Source organism: Mesorhizobium sp. M1338, assembly GCF_040318045.1.
Classification (GTDB): domain Bacteria; phylum Pseudomonadota; class Alphaproteobacteria; order Rhizobiales; family Rhizobiaceae; genus Mesorhizobium.
In genome coordinates this window covers 32,575-48,481 of sequence record NZ_JAMYLL010000021.1, presented here as the reverse complement: position 1 = coordinate 48,481, position 15,907 = coordinate 32,575, and the positions used below count along the sequence as shown (strand labels likewise).

12 protein-coding genes are annotated in these 15,907 nt (G+C 62.8%); 4 read left to right on the top strand and 8 right to left on the bottom strand.

Annotation, left to right across the window (positions count from 1 at the left end; translation table 11 throughout):
- Positions 1-35 precede the first annotated feature (35 nt).
- The gene (locus NKH19_RS19095; RefSeq protein ID WP_352865978.1) at positions 36-2,141 is read left to right on the top strand and encodes a TonB-dependent siderophore receptor; all 2,106 of its coding nucleotides are present in this window, start codon (positions 36-38) and stop codon (positions 2,139-2,141) included.
- Between the two features lie 8 nt (positions 2,142-2,149).
- On the opposite strand, the gene NKH19_RS19090 is transcribed toward NKH19_RS19095, so the two are convergent.
- The 5 genes from NKH19_RS19090 to NKH19_RS19070 form a co-directional block, all read right to left on the bottom strand.
- Positions 2,150-3,133, bottom strand: a complete 984-nt coding sequence (locus NKH19_RS19090) for an ABC transporter ATP-binding protein (RefSeq protein ID WP_352865975.1) — start codon at positions 3,131-3,133, stop codon at positions 2,150-2,152.
- Complete coding sequence (locus tag NKH19_RS19085; RefSeq protein ID WP_352866088.1) at positions 3,130-4,149, bottom strand: ABC transporter ATP-binding protein; 1,020 nt, start codon at positions 4,147-4,149, stop codon at positions 3,130-3,132. The genes NKH19_RS19090 and NKH19_RS19085 overlap by 4 nt, the downstream gene beginning before the upstream one ends.
- 4 nt (positions 4,150-4,153) lie before the next feature.
- Positions 4,154-5,128 (bottom strand): ABC transporter permease, encoded by a 975-nt coding sequence (locus NKH19_RS19080; protein ID WP_352865972.1) that lies wholly within the window; start codon positions 5,126-5,128, stop codon positions 4,154-4,156.
- A complete protein-coding gene (locus tag NKH19_RS19075; protein ID WP_352865971.1) occupies positions 5,128-6,156 on the bottom strand; it encodes an ABC transporter permease in 1,029 nt (342 codons plus the stop codon). The genes NKH19_RS19080 and NKH19_RS19075 overlap by 1 nt, the downstream gene beginning before the upstream one ends.
- Positions 6,157-6,256: 100 nt before the next feature.
- Positions 6,257-7,930 carry an ABC transporter substrate-binding protein gene (locus tag NKH19_RS19070; protein ID WP_352865969.1) on the bottom strand — a complete coding sequence of 558 codons (1,674 nt, stop codon included), beginning with the start codon at positions 7,928-7,930 and terminating at the stop codon, positions 6,257-6,259.
- A gap of 291 nt (positions 7,931-8,221) precedes the next feature.
- On the opposite strand from NKH19_RS19070, the gene NKH19_RS19065 reads away from it, so the two are divergent.
- Both NKH19_RS19065 and NKH19_RS19060 read left to right on the top strand, forming a co-directional pair.
- Complete coding sequence (locus NKH19_RS19065) at positions 8,222-8,983, top strand: helix-turn-helix transcriptional regulator (protein WP_352865966.1); 762 nt, start codon at positions 8,222-8,224, stop codon at positions 8,981-8,983.
- A 111-nt stretch (positions 8,984-9,094) separates the two neighbouring features.
- On the top strand, positions 9,095-9,994 hold the full coding sequence (locus NKH19_RS19060) for a proline iminopeptidase-family hydrolase (protein WP_352865965.1): 900 nt from the start codon (positions 9,095-9,097) through the stop codon (positions 9,992-9,994).
- A gap of 43 nt (positions 9,995-10,037) precedes the next feature.
- Here NKH19_RS19060 and NKH19_RS19055 read toward each other — a convergent pair whose 3' ends face one another.
- From NKH19_RS19055 to NKH19_RS19045, 3 genes are all read right to left on the bottom strand, one after another.
- Positions 10,038-11,111: a siderophore-interacting protein gene (locus NKH19_RS19055; protein ID WP_352865963.1), complete on the bottom strand. Its 1,074-nt coding sequence runs from the start codon at positions 11,109-11,111 to the stop codon at positions 10,038-10,040.
- Between the two features lie 332 nt (positions 11,112-11,443).
- Positions 11,444-12,220, bottom strand: a complete 777-nt coding sequence (locus NKH19_RS19050) for an esterase family protein (protein ID WP_352865962.1) — start codon at positions 12,218-12,220, stop codon at positions 11,444-11,446.
- A 4-nt stretch (positions 12,221-12,224) separates the two neighbouring features.
- Entirely contained in the window at positions 12,225-13,391 is a 1,167-nt protein-coding gene (locus NKH19_RS19045; protein WP_352865960.1) for an ATP-grasp domain-containing protein, read from the bottom strand.
- Positions 13,392-14,068: 677 nt separating this feature from the next.
- Here NKH19_RS19045 and leuA point away from each other — a divergent pair.
- Positions 14,069-15,823: a 2-isopropylmalate synthase gene (gene leuA, locus NKH19_RS19040; RefSeq protein WP_502910977.1), complete on the top strand. Its 1,755-nt coding sequence runs from the start codon at positions 14,069-14,071 to the stop codon at positions 15,821-15,823.
- Positions 15,824-15,907 lie beyond the last annotated feature (84 nt).

The following is a 15,907-nucleotide window of genomic DNA, read 5'->3' as shown; positions in this document are numbered from 1 at the left end:
AACGCAATCAAGCATGAGACGGTGGAGACGAGTTGATGCGAACAAGGCCGATGACATGGCGCCAGGGGATCTCATTGTTGGGCGGCGCGGCAATGCTCGGCCAGTCCGGCGCCGCGCATGCCCAGGACGGCGAAACGGCCACCATGCTCGGCAAGATCGAGGTCACCGCGCAGAGCAACGAGATCCTGAAGCAGGATGGCTACGTCGCCAAGAAGGACCGCATCGGCACCAAGACCGACACGCCGCTCGCCAGGATTCCGCAGGCCGTTTCGGTCGTTACGCAGAAGCAGATCGAAGACCAGAAGCCGCGCACGCTGAACGAAACGCTCGGCTACACGGCTAGCGCCAATCCCAACAGCTTCGGCTTCGACACCCGCTACGACGCGTTTTTCCTGCGCGGCTTCCAGGCCTTCTATAATGGCATGTTCCGCGACGGGCTGCGCCAGTACAACGGCCCCTCGGCCTGGTTCAGGACCGAGCCCTACGGCATCGAGGGCGTCACCATCCTGAAGGGCCCGGCATCGTCGCTTTACGGTGTCAGCGGCCCGGGCGGCATCGTCAATGTCGTCACAAAGCGCCCCAAGGATGAGCCGTTCCGCGAGATCGAACTGCTTGCCGGCGAGCACAACCGATTGCAGGCAGCCCTTGACGCTTCCGGGCCCGTGAACGAGGACGGCACAATCCTCTATCGCTTCACCAGCCTCGGCCGCAAAAGCAATACCGAATTGTCCGGCTATCCCGACGACAAGATCTACCTGGCCCCGGCGATCACCTTCAAGCCGGACGAGGCTACGAAGCTCACCATCCTCGGCGAATATTCGAAATCGGTCACCGGCGGCACGGCGGCCTTCTACAATTCAGGCTATGGCGTGCTGTCCAACCTCTATGAGGGTGATCCGGCCTGGAACGATTTTGCCCAGAGCCAGGGCCGCATCGGCTACGAGTTCGAGCATCGTTTCAACGACCTGCTGACGGTGCGCCAGAACCTGCGCTACAACGCCGTCGACAGCGACATCGAATACAGCGGCCACTATCCGGACGGCGCCGACTTGAGGCGCTACTGGGGCCATTACACCGAGACCATGAAGAACTTCGTCGTCGACAACATGGCGCAGTTCGAGTTCGACACGGGACCGGTCAAGCACATCGCCGTCGGCGGCATCGACTATGCCTGGTCGGACTATGATGCCGCCAGCGGCCTGTCCTATATCTCTGTCGATGACATCAAGGCGATGCCGGTTCCCCACTCCGGCGGACAGCAGATGAACCAACTCGGCGTCTACCTGCACGACCAGATGGAGTGGAACGACTTCACCCTGTTCACCAGCGGCCGCTACGACTGGGTCGACACCACCTCCACAGCGGCCGACGACAGCACGTCGAAGCAGAAGGACAGCGCCTTTTCAGGCCGTCTCGGCCTGTCCTACCAGACCGAATGGGGCATCACGCCCTATGTCAACTATTCGACCTCGTTCTCACCCAACATCGGCTTCGTCTATGACGACGTTGCCAGCCCTGTCGGCCGCGTCGCCCGCCCGACCATCGCGACGCAGAAGGAGATCGGCGTCAAATACGAGATCCCGAACTACAATGCGACCGTCAGCGCCGCGCTGTTCGACATCGACCAGAAGGACGGTGTCGTCTTCGATGCCTCGACCGGCATCAACAAGCAGCGCCAGCTCGACCTGAATTCGCGCGGTCTCGAACTGGAAGCCAATGCCTCGCTCGACAACGGCTTCAGCTTCATCGCTTCCTATACGTATCTTCGCGTCAGGATCGAGCAGGGCGCCGAAGGAACCGATGGCAAGGAGCTATCGGCGACGCCGAACCACATCTTGTCGCTGTGGGGCCACTATCAGTTCGAGAACGGCACGCTGGAAGGGCTGGGGCTCGGCACGGGCGTGCGCTTCGCCGGTTCGAGCTATGGCGACGACACCAACACGTTCAAGAACAGCGCCCGCGCCTTCGTCGACGCCTCGCTCTCCTATGATTTCGGCTACCGCAATCCGAAGCTCGAAGGCGTCAAGCTGCAGGTCAACGCCAAGAACCTGTTCGACAGCCAGAAGACCATCTGCTCCGCCGGCTATTGCTACCGCGACGAAGGCCGCTCGCTGTTCGCCAGCCTGCGCTACCGCTTCTGACGGAGAGCCTAGCCCGCCCTCGGATGATGGCAGGCGACGAAGTGGTTCTTGTCGACGAGCGAAAGTACCGGACGCTCGTGGCGGCAGACCGAAGTCGCCGCCACGCAACGCGTATGGAAACGGCAGCCTGACGGCGGGTCGAGCGGGCTCGGCAGATCACCCTTGAGCATGATCCGCTGGCCTGGCCGGTTGTCGACGTCGGGTACCGGCACCGCCGAGCGAAGCGCTATGGTGTAGTGATGCCGCGGCGCTGAAAAGACAGCGTCGACAGGCCCTGTTTCGACGATCGAACCCATATACATGACCGCCACCCGCGACGAGAACTGCCTGACCACCGAGAGGTCGTGGGCGATGAACACATAGGTCAGGTTGAATTCGTCACGCAGGTCGCAAAGCAGGTTGATGATCTGCGCCTGGATCGACACGTCCAGCGCCGACACCGGCTCATCGGCAACGATCAGCCGCGGCCGCAGCGCCAAGGCGCGTGCGATGCCGATCCGCTGGCGCTGTCCGCCCGAGAATTCATGCGGGAAACGCTGGGCATGCTCGGGAAGCAGTTCGACGCGGACCAGCAATTCCTCGACGCGATCCGCCATTTCCGATCGCGAAAGTCTTTCATGCACGCGGAAAGGGTCCGCCAGCAGGTCGCCGACGCGGCGGCGCGGGTTGAGCGAAGCGGCGGGATCCTGAAACACCATCTGCATCTGGCGCCGTATCGGCCGAAGCTGCCGCTGCGAGGCTCTGGTGATATCGAGGCCTTCGAATTCCAGTGACCCGGAGGCGATTTCCGTGAGACGGACGAGGCAGCGCCCCAGTGTCGATTTTCCGCAGCCCGACTCGCCGACGATACCAAGCGTCTCGCCCGGGAAGATGTCGAGCGAGATCTGCTCCACGGCATGGACGATCCGCCGTTGAAAGGGCGGGCGCCCGACCGGATAGTGTTTCGACAGATCGCTGGTCCGCACCAGCGGTTTCGGCCTGGTTTCGCTCATGCCGGCACGGCCCTGCCAGCCAGCGTCCGGCGCAGATCCTGGCGGCCGTCCTGCGGAAGAAAGCAAGCCGACCGATGCCCGCCCGCTCCACCGAGCGCAGGCTGGGCGGCACAGGCTTCATGGCGGAATGTGCACCGCGGCCCGAAAGCGCAGCCCTGCGGCATCTGGCTCAGTTTCGGCGGGCTGCCGGGAATGGCCGTCAGCCGTGCGGGCCGCGGACCGTGCATCGGCGGGATCGAGCCGAAAAGCCCCCACGCGTAGGGGTGAAGCGGCTCGCGGAAAAGCTGCCCCTTGCCGCCCTCCTCGACAACGCGCCCGGCATACATCACCAGCACGCGGTCGGCGACTTCGGCGACCACGCCAAGGTCATGGGTGACCAGGATGACGGCGGATCCGAACTCATTGCGCAATCGGCCGATCAGCTCCAGGATCTGCGCCTGCACCGTCACGTCGAGCGCCGTCGTCGGCTCATCGGCTATCAGCAATGCCGGATTGCACGACAGCGCCATCGCGATCACGGCGCGCTGACGCATGCCGCCTGACAGCTGGTGCGGGTAGCGGTCGACGGCACTGTCGGGGCTCGGCAATCCAACCGCATCGAGCAAGTCCACCGCCCGCTTGCGCGCGGCGGCGCGCGACACCCGTTCATGCGCGCGGATCTGCTCGATGATCTGGTCGCCGATCGTATGTACCGGCGTCAGCGCCGTCATCGGATCCTGGAAGATCATCCCGATCTGCCGGCCGCGAATAGCGTCGAGGGCCCGGCGCTTGAGCCCAAGCAACTCCTGGCCGAGAAAACGCACCGACCCGGTGACGACGGCGTTGGGACTGCTGATCAAGCCCAGAATGGCGAGCAAGGTCTGGCTCTTGCCCGAACCGCTTTCACCGACGACGCCGAGGATCTCGCGCTGCGCGAGCGAGAACGAGACGCCGCTGACGGCAGGCACCACACCGCCCTCGGTGCGGAACGAGACGCACAGATTCTCGACGACCAGCAGCGGCCTGTCAGTGGGCATCTTGTCAGTGGGCATCTCTAACCCTCGGATCGATGAAGACAAAGACAATGTCGACAATGAAATTGGCCATCACCACGAAGAACGAGGCGTAGATGACCGTCGCCAGGATCATCGGCAGATCGAGCGACTGCAAGGCCCCGTAGGTGAGCTTGCCGACCCCTTGCAGGCCGAACACCACCTCCGTCAGCAAGGCGCCGCCGCCGACCAGGGCGCCAAAATCCAGCCCGAACATGGTGACGAAGGCGACGAGCGAGGTTCTTAAGCCGTGATGCAGCAGCACCCGCCGCTCGCCGATGCCCTTGGCGCGCGCGGTGCGGATGAAATCCTCCTGCATGGTCTCGATGATCGAGGCCCGCAGCACGCGGCCGTAAAGTCCGATATAAAGCGTGGCGAGCGTGAACCAGGGAATGACAAGCGCCTTGAACCAGCCCCAGGGATCCTCGGTGAAGGGGATATAGCCGAGCGGCGGCACCCACGAGAACAGCCAGCTGTCATGCCAGCGGCTCTGCGTGACCAGATTGGCGACCTCGCCCAGCCAGAAGACCGGTATCGACACGCCGATCAGGCTGAGGATCATCAGCGTCCGGTCGAGCCACGTGCCGCGCGTCGCGCCGGCGACAACGCCGACGATCAGCCCGCCGAGAACCCAGAAGACGGCGGCGCCAAGCACCAGCGATAGAGTGATAGGGATCGCCTCGAGCACCGTTGGAACGACCTTCTGGCCGCGATTGACGAAGGAGGTGAGATCGCGGCTGATGAACAGCCGCTTCATCATCAGCGCGTATTGTACGGGCAGCGGCCTGTCGAGGCCGAAATCGTGCCGCACCTGGACCAGCGTCTCCTGCGATGCGTTGCGCCCGGCGATGCGCGCCGACGGATCGGCGCCCGGGGTGGCGAAAAAGATCAGGAAGGCGACGACGCTGATGCCGAACATCACCAGCACCATTTGGCCGAGCCTGGAAATGAGCGCCGTCAGCATCAGACGACCCTGATCGACGACTTCGGGTCGAGCGCATCGCGCACGCCGTCGCCCAATATGTTCAGCGCCAGCACCGTGATGACGATCGCCAGTCCCGGCGCCAGGGCGACGATCGGGCGTGAATAGAGAAGCCCCTGCCCGTCCTGGATGATGGTACCCCAGCTCGCATCGGGCGGCTGCACGCCGATGGACAGGAAGGATAGCGAGGATTCCGTCATCATGTTCAGCGCCAGGATGAGCGGCACGAAAACGATGACCCGGGTGATCACATTGGGCAGGATATCATAGAGCAGGATACGCCACGGCGACGCGCCAATGCCGATCGCGGCCGTGACGAACTCGGCCTGCATCAACGACAGGACATGACCGCGGATGGGCCTGGCGACGTAAGGCACATAGACGATGCCGATGATGAAGATCGGCAGCCAGAGACTGCCGGAGCGGATTTCGATCGGGCCGATGGTGATGCTTTGCGTGATCAGGACGATCGACAGCGAAATCGCCAGCAGGAAGATGGGGAACGCCCATAGCACGTCGAGAATGCGCGACAGCAAGGTGTCGACCAGACCGCCGAAAAAGCCGGAGACGACGCCGAGCAATGTCGCCAGGCCAAGGCATATCAGCGCAGCGGCGCCGGCAATCAGCAGCGAATTGCGACCGCCGTAAAGCAGGCGCGCTGCGACGTCACGACCCTGATTGTCGGCGCCCAGCATATAGGGTCCGAAATCCCAGGTCGGGCCAAGCGGCGTGAATCCGAGGCCAAGGCCTTCGGTCGAAGGCTCCAGCACCTGCCTGGTCTGGCCGCCTATGACGATCTCGCCATTGAGGTTGGTGGCAAAAGGATCGCTCTGTGCCACATGGCGGGCATAAAGCGGGGCTGCCAGCGAAGCGGCGGTGATCAGCACCAGCACGCCGAACGCCATGATGGCAGCCCGGTCGGCCCTGAGCTTGCGCCACGCTGTCCGCCATGGCCCCTCGGCGCCCCGGCGGCCCCGAACCAGCGCTTGCCCGCCACTCGAATTGTCCATGATGGGTATGAATTTCAGATCGGCGGGAAAAGCAACCGCGGCGGAGGATTGCGCATCGTTCCGCCGCGGATCTGACTTGGCCTGATCACTCAACCCCCGGTCACTCGACCCATGACTGGCTCATGATCCAGTAGAATTGCGGGCTGAAGACGAAATTCTTCAGCCGCGGCGAGATCAGGTCGACGCGCTTCGGCGTGAACAGCACGGCCACCGGCGCTGCGTCGGTGACCGCCTTGTCGACGTCGGTCCACAGTTGCGCGCCCTTGGCAGGATCGGCGATCGTGGCGGTCTGAGCCTCGCCCATCTTCTGGTCGATCGACTTGTCGCAGAAGCCGGAAATGTTGACCGAGGCGTCCGAGCCGGGTGTGAACGAGGCACAGCTGAACAGCACCTGCAGGAAATCCGATGGCGCGGGATAGTCCTGGAACCACTGCGAGATGGAAATCTGCACCTTGTTGTTGGTGTTCTGGATGTAGGTGAACTGGATGTTCTGCGAGATCGGCTTGATCGAGGTCTTGTAGCCCAGCCCGTTCAGCACATCCTGCAGGTACACGCCGATCGACTTCGACACTTCGGTGTCCTCGGTGATGATCGTCACCTCCTGTCCGGCCGTGCCGGAGGCAGCGACCAGCGCTTTGGCTTTCTCCAGGTCAGGCGCCGACCACTTTTCGCCGGGCTTGGCCGTGAACGGGCAATAAGGAGCGTAGGACGGGAAATCCGGCGGCAGTATCTGGCAGGAAGGCTGCGCCAGATTGCTGCCGCCGAACAGCTTGACGATGGCCGACCGGTCGATGGCGTAGTTGACCGCCTGCCGCACGCGGATGTCGTTGAACGGCGCGAGATTGGTATTCATCGGCGCATACCACATCGCCGTCAGCGGATGCACGGACACCTGCTTGGCGTATTTCGTGCCCAATTCCGCCAACCGGTCCGCCGGCGGCGGATCGAACATCCAGTCGGCCTGGCCATTCTCCACGGCGGTGACCGCCGCCTCGTCGGTGAGACCGAAGCCATAGTCTATCTCGTCGGGATAGCCGGCCGGCTGCGCCTCCTTGCTCCATTCCTTGAAATGCGGGTTGCGCACCATCTTGAGCAGGCTGTTGGGATCGTAGGTGGCGATCATGTAGGGCCCGGTGCCGGGAATGGGCGCGGTCCCCGAATCCTTGAGAGGCGCCTCGGCGGGCAGGATCGCGGCGTGCGGGATCGAGATCTTCTGCAGGAAGTCCGGATCGGGCGCCACCAGATTGAAGGTGACGGTGCTTGCCGCCTCATCGGCGACGACGCCGCCGTCGAGCGTGCAGGTCGCCGGCGTCTTGAGACATGTGTCGGCGCCGACGATGCCATTGTAGAGCGTACCCGTCGTGGGACCGCTGATCTTGAACATGCGCTGGAACGACGCCACGACATCGGCCGTCGTCAGGTCCGATCCGTCGGCGAACTTGATGCCCCTGCGCAGCTTGAAGACGTATTTCTTGCCGCCGTCTTCCGGCTTGGGCAAGCTCTCGGCCAGGTCCGCTACCACCTCGAACCCGGTCTTGTCGCCGGTCTTGCGGAAGGTCACCAGCCCATCATAGAGGACGTAGTTGATCTGGAAATATTGCAGTGTGTAGTTGATTTGCGGATCGATCGTGCCGGCAGCGGCGTTGGCGAGAAGCTTCAGCGTCCCGCCAGCCTTGCCTTCTTGCGCGGCCGCACCTGTCACGGGCGCCATCAGCATCAGGCCAGCCAGGCCGACACCGGCCATCATTGCGCTAAAAACATTCCGGGACCGCATCGTCTTGCTCCTCTGGGGAAGTGGGTGATTGCAAACCACGATGTGCGCCGTGGCACACGCCGGACCGCGATCCATTGTACACAGCGTATGGCGCACGAAACCCGCCGGGATAGCTGTGAATTAAGATAGTTTTGTCCCTCCAGACGCGTCGCGGACAACAAGCCGTGATCGTGCTGTGCTCATTTGTTGAGCATTTTACGAACATGCCTGTTTGACAAACATTGGCTGGCGAGTAAGCTTTTGCTCATGCAAGGCGTGTCCGGCGATTTCGAGAGCGAATTTCACACAGGCATGGGAATCGACGCCGCGATGGCGGCGGCGATGCGCGTGCTTGCGCCCGCAGGTTTTACCTCGCTGATTTATGACTATACGCCGGTCCCGGTCAGTCATGAAGGCGAGTTGATCACGCCTTCGCTGATGGCCCTCGCCAACGTGCCGTCCGACATGCAGGACCTGTGGTGCAAGGGTGGTTACTATCAGCTCGATCCGGTGCAGGAGGCGGCACTCGCGGTGTCACGACCATTTCTGTGGTCGCATAAGGGCTCGCAGAGCCCGGTCATGCGACGCATTCTGCAACGCAAGCATGACCCGGTGATAGGCTATCTGCTGGACACCAAGATGACATGCGGCGTGACGGTGCCGATCCGCTTCGACGGCGGCGATCTCGCCACCTTCACCGCCATCCGCCTCGATCCGGAGCCGAATTTCGAAGCCGAGGCACAAGGGATGCTGCCCGGCATTGGCGACCTCGGTCACCTGTTCCACGATTGCGTCTATGCCGGTTTCGATCAGCGCACCCGGACAAGTCAGTATTTCCACCTGACGTCACGGGAACGCCAGTGTCTGAGCCTCGCCGCTTGCGGGTTGACGGCCAAGCAGATCGCCCATGAAATCTGCCGCAGCGTGCCGACCGCGACGCTGCATCTCAACGCCGCCAGCCGCAAACTCGGCGCCCGCAACCGCTTCCACGCCATCGCTTTGGCGGCCCACTACCGGTTGCTCGGGCCGATCAGCCAGGACCAGGACCTGTCCCGCCGGCGCCATCAAAACTAACGTTATTGCTAGCTGGTCGCTTGCCGGTCCGCCTCTGTACCCTTTGCCGCGAACACCGTCGGAGACCGTTGATGAGCGGCTGCCGATGAGCCAGCCAGGCGGAGGGACACGATGGACGACCTTGCAATATCGGAAGGGTTCAGCGCCCACGGGCCATACAGGACCTGGTACCGCGTGACGGGAGACCTGGGGTCGGGCAGGCTGCCGCTGGTCGTTGCCCATGGTGGACCCGGCTGCACCCACGACTATGTCGACAGCTTCAAGGACATTGCCGGCTTCGGCCGCGCGGTGGTCCACTACGACCAGATCGGCAACGGACGATCCACCCATCTGCCGCACAAGGGCGGCGACTTCTGGACGGTCGAATTCTTCCTTGGCGAACTGGATGCGCTGCTCGCCCATCTCGGCATCCAGCAGCGTTACGCCCTGCTCGGGCAATCCTGGGGCGGCATGCTCGGCGCCGAGCATGCGGTGCGCCGGCCAGCGGGCCTCAAGGCACTGGTGCTCGCCAACTCGCTCGCCTCGATGAAGCTGTGGGTCGAAGGCGCGGGGCAACTGCGCGCGCAGCTGCCGGCAGCAGTGAGACAGGCGCTCGATCGCCACGAAGCGGACGGGACGACGGACCATCCTGATTACCTCGCGGCGACGCAGGCGTTCTACGACCGGCACGTCTGCCGCGTCGTGCCTTGGCCGGTCGAGGTGGCGCGTACCTTTGCCGCCATCGACGCCGATCCCACCGTCTATCACACGATGAACGGCCCCAATGAATTCCACGTTGTTGGCACCATGCGCGACTGGTCGATCATCGACCGCCTGCCGCTGATCGAAGCGCCGACACTGGCCTTTCGCGGCCTTTTCGATGAAGCCACGGCCGCCTGTGTCCAGCCCTTCCTCGACCACATTCCCACGGTCGAAGGCCATGTCTTCCCACTCTCGAGCCACATGCCGCATGTCGAGGAAAGGCAGGATTGCATCGCGGTCACCGAGGCGTTTCTGGCCCGCCATGACTGACCGCCGCTTCGCGCGGTAGCGAACGTCGACAGGAGATCGACGGTTACTCGCCGTCGCCCTCGCTGTGCGCGTCCCGGCGCCAGTAGGCCGTGACCAGGTGTTGGTCGCGCGACAGGTTCCATTGCTTGCGCACGATCTTGCGGATCTCCCGGAAATCGCCGAATTCGCATCCGGCCCAGACATAAAGGCCGTCGGCAAGCGCGATGTGACTGCGCTCCCGCAAGGCGGCCGGCAACAGGCCGGCGGTGCCGGCTTCACGGCCATGCCGGTAAAGCCAGGTGATGTCGATATTTTCCCCTTGCGCCAGCGCGATCCGGTCATCCGGGCCATCGACCTCGATGAGTACCTCGGCGCGGGTTGACGGCGGCAGATGCTCGAGGATCCTGGCCATGGCGGGCAATGCGGTGTCGTCGCCGAGCAGAAGCAGGGTCCGCGCCACCGGGGTGTCGCCGCCGCCGGGTCCGATCATACCGATGACGTCTCCCGTCCGTGCGTTTTGCGCGAAGGTGGCGGCGGGCGTGTTCTGGCCAGGGTGCAGGACGAAATCGACATCGAGCCAGCCGTGTGCGGCATCCACCGCCCGGATCGTGTAGACCCGCACGGTAAGGACATCGTCGCCCGAGGGCCAGACAAGCAGCCCGTCGGCACCCATCGACGGCCAGACCGGCCGTCGCCCATGCGGCGGCAACAGCAACCGCATGTGCAGGCCGCCATGGGTGAACCGGCCGAGATCCTTGCCGGCGAAGCGCAGGCGCTGCATATGCGCCGAGATCCGCGTCGACGCCATCACCATGATCTCGCGAAAGAAGACCGGCGTGCCGGCGTCAACGCCGTCGCCTTGCCAGCGCAGCCCGCTGGCCGTGCCAAGATGTTCGGCGACATGGCCGGCGACCGTCATCTTCATGTAGGACAGGCAGGTTTCGTCCATTGCCGCGACACGGATCAGCATGCCGTCATCCTCGAGCGTGGCGATCAGCGACCCATAATGCAGGCGAAGCTCCCATCGGTCGGCGACGCCGGTGTCGATCTCGAATTCGCCGTGTTCGGCACGCAGCCTGTCCATCGCCGACCTGATCGCCTCGTCGCGGATACGGGTTTGCGCGCTCAGTTGGTCCATCACTCAAGTCCTTCGAAACGGTTCGGGACAAGACGCCACGCGGCGCCATCGCCGCCACCGCCATGCCACAGCCGCTCCGGTGTTTCCACAGAAACATGATTAGAATAGTCATATTTTTCTGGACGGCGCTCTACGAGCCGCTTGCCGCCGCCGCAAGCCGTTCAGGAAGGAAATCGACGAACACGCGCACCTTCAGCGACAAATGGCGATGGAGGGCCACAGCATCCTGAACTGGACACGGCCAAGTCGGATGTGCTCATTCGTCCGCGCCCGAGGTGTGTTGAGATTCAGGCCGAGCCGTCTTTCGCAGGCCGGCTGAATATCAACGCACGTCAGTCCAGCCTGTGCATCAGGTCTTCATCCAGCCAGCGGCCGAAGAAATAGACCAGTTGCTTGTGCCACCACGGCCAGTCATGGCTGACATCGCCGCCCCAATAATCGACCCAGGCGGGAATGGATTTGTCGCGCAGGATCTGTTCCAGCTTGCGTGTTTCGACCAGCATCCGCTCTTCCCAGGCGCCCTGCCCGCAGCAGAAGATCAGCCGCAACGCCTTCAGGCGGGCAAGCAGCTTGGGGTCGACGATGCCGGGCAGATAGTCGAGCGGCGAATTGTAGAAGATGTCGCCTTCCAACGCCTTGCCGAAGAAGTCGCGGGCCGAATAGACGCCCGAGAGCGCAATGACGCCGCTGGCCAGTTCGGGAAAGCGGAAGACGAAGTTCGACGAGTGGTAGCCGCCCATCGAACAGCCCGAAAACAGCGGCTTCAGCTTGCGTCCGCCATTGGCTTGCTCGGCTGCCGACAGGAATTCCGGCAGCGCCTCCTCGCGCACATAGCGGAAATAGGCCTCGTGGCGGGCGATGCGGTGCGCGGCGTCCGCATGCTTGTCGAAGAAGGATTCCGAATCGACGCCATCGACCGTGAACAGCTGGATGCGGCCGGTGTCGATGAACTCGGCCAGTGCAGCCACCCCGCCGGAATCCTCGAACTGGTAGAACCGTCCCTGCGAGGTCGGGAACACCACCACCGGCCGGCCGGCGTGGCCGTAGCGCTTGTACTCCATGTCGCGGCCGAGCTTGCCCGAGGAACTCTTGTGATAGGAGATGTCCATCGCCTCACACCTTTTCCGCGTGGATATAGGCGACCGCCTCGCGCAGCGCTGCTTCGTCCTTCGAGCGCATCTGGTAGGCGTAATTTCCCATGGCGCGGCTGAAAACCTCTTCGATGGCCTGATGATGGACGATCTTGTCGCCATGGGCGGCTAACACGTCCTCATGGCTGTGCAAATAGTGGAGGCGTCGCTTGCGGCTGGCGTAGGCGGTGAAATACTTGCCCTCATAGGGACCGCCGGCGGCATCCCTGACCACCATGTCGGCCCATGCCGCATAGACGTCGATGTCGAAGGTGTAGTTGATGGCATCGGTCATCCAGGCGCCGGGCGGGCGCATGTTGACCTCCAGCGCGATGACCCGGTCGTCCTTGGTCTCGAACAACTCGATATGGAAGAAGCGCTCGCGCACGTCGAATGCCTTCAGGATCTTGCGGCCGGCCTCCTCGACCGCCGGGCTGATCCTGGGAAAACAAAGGTAGCTCATGTGGCGATCCTTGTTGACCACCTCCATGACGCTCTGGTCGTAACGATGGCTCGCCGCCAGCACCACCTCGCCGTCGCGATTGACCAGCCCGTCGAAGGTCACCACCAGCCCCTCGATGAACTGCTCCATGACGAACGTCACGTCCTCGGGCTTGTCCCTGAAGAACTGGTCGAGCTCCTTGGCGTTGGAGATCTTGAAGGTGTTCGAGGCGCCCGAGCCGCTGTCTGGCTTGACCACCACCGGGTAGCCGACGCGGCGGATAAAGGTCATGGCCCCAGCGCGGTCGGAGCATTTGCGCTGCGCGATGGTGTCGACACCGCTCTTGCGGAAGAAGGCGCGCATGCGGCTCTTGCGCTTCAAATTCTTCACGAAATCGAGCTTGGTGCCATAGATGTTGAAGTCGGTGCGGATGTTGGCTTCGAGTTCCAGCCAGTGTTCGTTGAGCGATTCGAAACGATCGATCCGGCCCCATTTGTGTATGAAATACCCCATCGCCCGGAACACCGGATCGTAGTCCTCCATGTCGGCGACACGGTAATATTCCGAAAGCGCCGCCTTCAGCTTGGCGTCGAGCGCGTCATAGGGTGCGTCGCCGATGCCGAGCACCCTGGCTCCGGCCTTCTTCAAACGGTCGCAGAAATCCACGCCATTGGCGGGAAAATGCGGCGAGAAGAACACGAAATTCATGGACGACTCCCTCCCGGCGACAGGACATCGCAACCCTGTCGACGCCCAAGTCTGGCGCATTTGCCGCGCCTGGGGAAGAGCACGTGCGGTAGGGATAATATCCAGCAGATCCGGCCAGCAATGCCAGGGCAACGAACTCGGGTTAACGGGTTCCTTCGCCGGCGCGTTGGCTGACGGAGCGTCAAATGAAAAACCCGCCTGTGCGGCGGGTCACTGGCGCAAATCAGCACCATGGACGAACATGTACCATAGCTGAGGTCACGGAATCAAGAAAAAATTCCTATCGTGAAAAGCTGCCGGCACAAAAACTGCCAACACCGCCGAACTGGCTGTCGTCAGGTCTTTTGTTAGCCTGAGTTCGGAGCCCTACCCGCCATGGGCCCCACTTGCCTCCCACAAGCCGCTCCTATATGAGATCAGCCATGAGCACGCGCGCCACCAACGCTTCCCGTCCGACCGGTTTTTCCGGCGAGACCGTGCGCGCGCTGACTTCGACCCTGCTTCTTCTCGGCCTTATCGGCGATCGCCGGGTTCGCTGAAGGAGCGCCCGGCGGTCGAACCGCCGCGCAAGCGCATGCTCCTTGGCAATCACATCAAGCGAACGAAATTCTGGTAAAGGCGCCGCTCGCCATCAATCCACCCGAGGGTGGATCCATGAGCCGCCGGGAGAAAAGACGATGAACGCACGAGAAGAGATCCGCTCCGATGCCGAGATAGCTGGCAAGGGTGTGGAAAGAAGCATCCAGAACAGGGGCATGCCTGACGCGGCCCGCAAATATCAGCCCTATCCGACCGTCGGCCTCACCGACCGCACCTGGCCCTCGAAGGTCATCGACAAGGCGCCGATCTGGTGTTCGGTCGACCTGCGCGACGGCAACCAGGCGCTGATCGACCCGATGGGCCACGAGCGCAAGGCGCGCATGTTCGGCCTGCTGCTCGACATGGGCTTCAAGGAGATCGAGATCGGTTTCCCCTCGGCCTCGCAGACCGATTTCGATTTTGCCCGCTGGTGCATCGAGCAGGGCAACGTGCCCGCCGACGTCTCGCTGCAGGTGCTGGTTCAGTGCCGGCCGGAGCTGATCACCCGCACCTTCGAGGCGCTCAAGGGCGCCACCAACCCGATCGTGCATTTCTACAATTCGACCAGCGAATTGCAGCGCCGCGTCGTCTTCGAAAAGGACGTCGGCGGCATCAAGCGCATCGCCACCGATGCGGCCAAGATGATCACCGACATGGCGGCCAAGGCCGGCGGCGGCTTTCGCTTCGAGTATTCGCCGGAGAGTTTTACCGGCACCGAGCTCGAAGTGGCGCTGGAGATCTGCAACGCCGTCACCGAGATCGTCAGGCCGACGCCGGACAACAAGCTGATCGTCAACCTGCCGTCGACGGTCGAGATGTCGACACCCAACATCTATGCCGACCGCATCGAATGGATGTGCCGCAACCTCGACAACAGGGAGAACCTGCTGGTCTCGCTGCATCCGCACAATGACCGCGGCACCGGCATCGCCACCACCGAACTCGGCCTGATGGCCGGCGCCGACCGCGTCGAGGGCACGCTGTTCGGCAATGGCGAGCGCACCGGCAATGTCGACATCGTCACGCTGGCGCTCAACATGTACACGCAAGGTGTCGATCCCGGGATCGACTGCTCCGACATCAACCGGATGAAGGACGTCTACGAGTATTCGAACCAGTTGAAGATCCCCGAGCGGCACCCCTATGTCGGCGAACTCGTCTACACCGCCTTTTCCGGCTCGCATCAGGATGCCATCAACAAGGGCATGAAGGCGCTGAAGAAGGCCAATACGAGCCTGTGGGAAGTGCCGTATCTGCCGATCGATCCGGCTGATGTCGGGCGCAGCTACGAAGCCATCATCCGCATCAACTCGCAGTCCGGCAAGGGCGGCATCGCCTATGTGCTGCAGGCCGATTACGGCCTCAACCTGCCGCGCAATCTGCAGATCGAATTCAGCCAGGAAATCCAGGCGATCACCGATGCCGAGGGCAAGGAAGTGCCGGTAAGGCGCATCTACGAGCGCTTTCTCGATACTTATGTCGATCAGCCTGCCGCGCGGCTGAAATTCCTCGACCACCACACCTATCCCAGCACCGAAATCAAGGGCCGGCGCATTGTCGAGGCGGTCATCCTCGACAATGGCAAGGAAGTGACGATATCGGGCACCGGCACCGGTCCGATCGACGGCTTCGTCGATGCGCTGTCGCGCCATCTCGGCGTCGAGATGTCGGTGCTCGACTATTCCGAGCACTCGTTGCAGCGCGGCTCGAACGCGTCGGCCATTTCCTATGTCGAGATGGAATATCCTGACGGCAAGCTGTTCGGCGCCGGCATCAACACCAACATCGTCGCTGCCTCGCTGGAAGCGGTGATGTCTGCCGCCAACCGGATCGTTGGCAAAAAAGCCGGCTGACGCACGACCAGAGCGAAGATCGGGACTGCCGCAACCTGGTGATCGGTTCCGATCTTTCGGGACATTAACCACCGAAGAATTATC

Excerpts from the sequence above, each read along its gene's own strand:
- NKH19_RS19095 (WP_352865978.1), top strand. The coding sequence starts at position 36 with ATGCGAACAAGGCCGATGACATGGCGCCAGGGGATCTCATTGTTGGGC.
- NKH19_RS19090 (WP_352865975.1), bottom strand. The coding sequence starts at position 3,133 with ATGAGCGAAACCAGGCCGAAACCGCTGGTGCGGACCAGCGATCTGTCG.
- NKH19_RS19085 (WP_352866088.1), bottom strand. The coding sequence starts at position 4,149 with ATGCCCACTGACAGGCCGCTGCTGGTCGTCGAGAATCTGTGCGTCTCG.
- NKH19_RS19080 (WP_352865972.1), bottom strand. The coding sequence starts at position 5,128 with ATGCTGACGGCGCTCATTTCCAGGCTCGGCCAAATGGTGCTGGTGATG.
- NKH19_RS19075 (WP_352865971.1), bottom strand. The coding sequence starts at position 6,156 with ATGGACAATTCGAGTGGCGGGCAAGCGCTGGTTCGGGGCCGCCGGGGC.
- NKH19_RS19070 (WP_352865969.1), bottom strand. The coding sequence starts at position 7,930 with ATGCGGTCCCGGAATGTTTTTAGCGCAATGATGGCCGGTGTCGGCCTG.
- NKH19_RS19065 (WP_352865966.1), top strand. The coding sequence starts at position 8,222 with ATGGGAATCGACGCCGCGATGGCGGCGGCGATGCGCGTGCTTGCGCCC.
- NKH19_RS19060 (WP_352865965.1), top strand. The coding sequence starts at position 9,095 with ATGGACGACCTTGCAATATCGGAAGGGTTCAGCGCCCACGGGCCATAC.
- NKH19_RS19055 (WP_352865963.1), bottom strand. The coding sequence starts at position 11,111 with ATGGACCAACTGAGCGCGCAAACCCGTATCCGCGACGAGGCGATCAGG.
- NKH19_RS19050 (WP_352865962.1), bottom strand. The coding sequence starts at position 12,220 with ATGGACATCTCCTATCACAAGAGTTCCTCGGGCAAGCTCGGCCGCGAC.
- NKH19_RS19045 (WP_352865960.1), bottom strand. The coding sequence starts at position 13,391 with ATGAATTTCGTGTTCTTCTCGCCGCATTTTCCCGCCAATGGCGTGGAT.
- leuA (WP_502910977.1), top strand. The coding sequence starts at position 14,069 with ATGAACGCACGAGAAGAGATCCGCTCCGATGCCGAGATAGCTGGCAAG.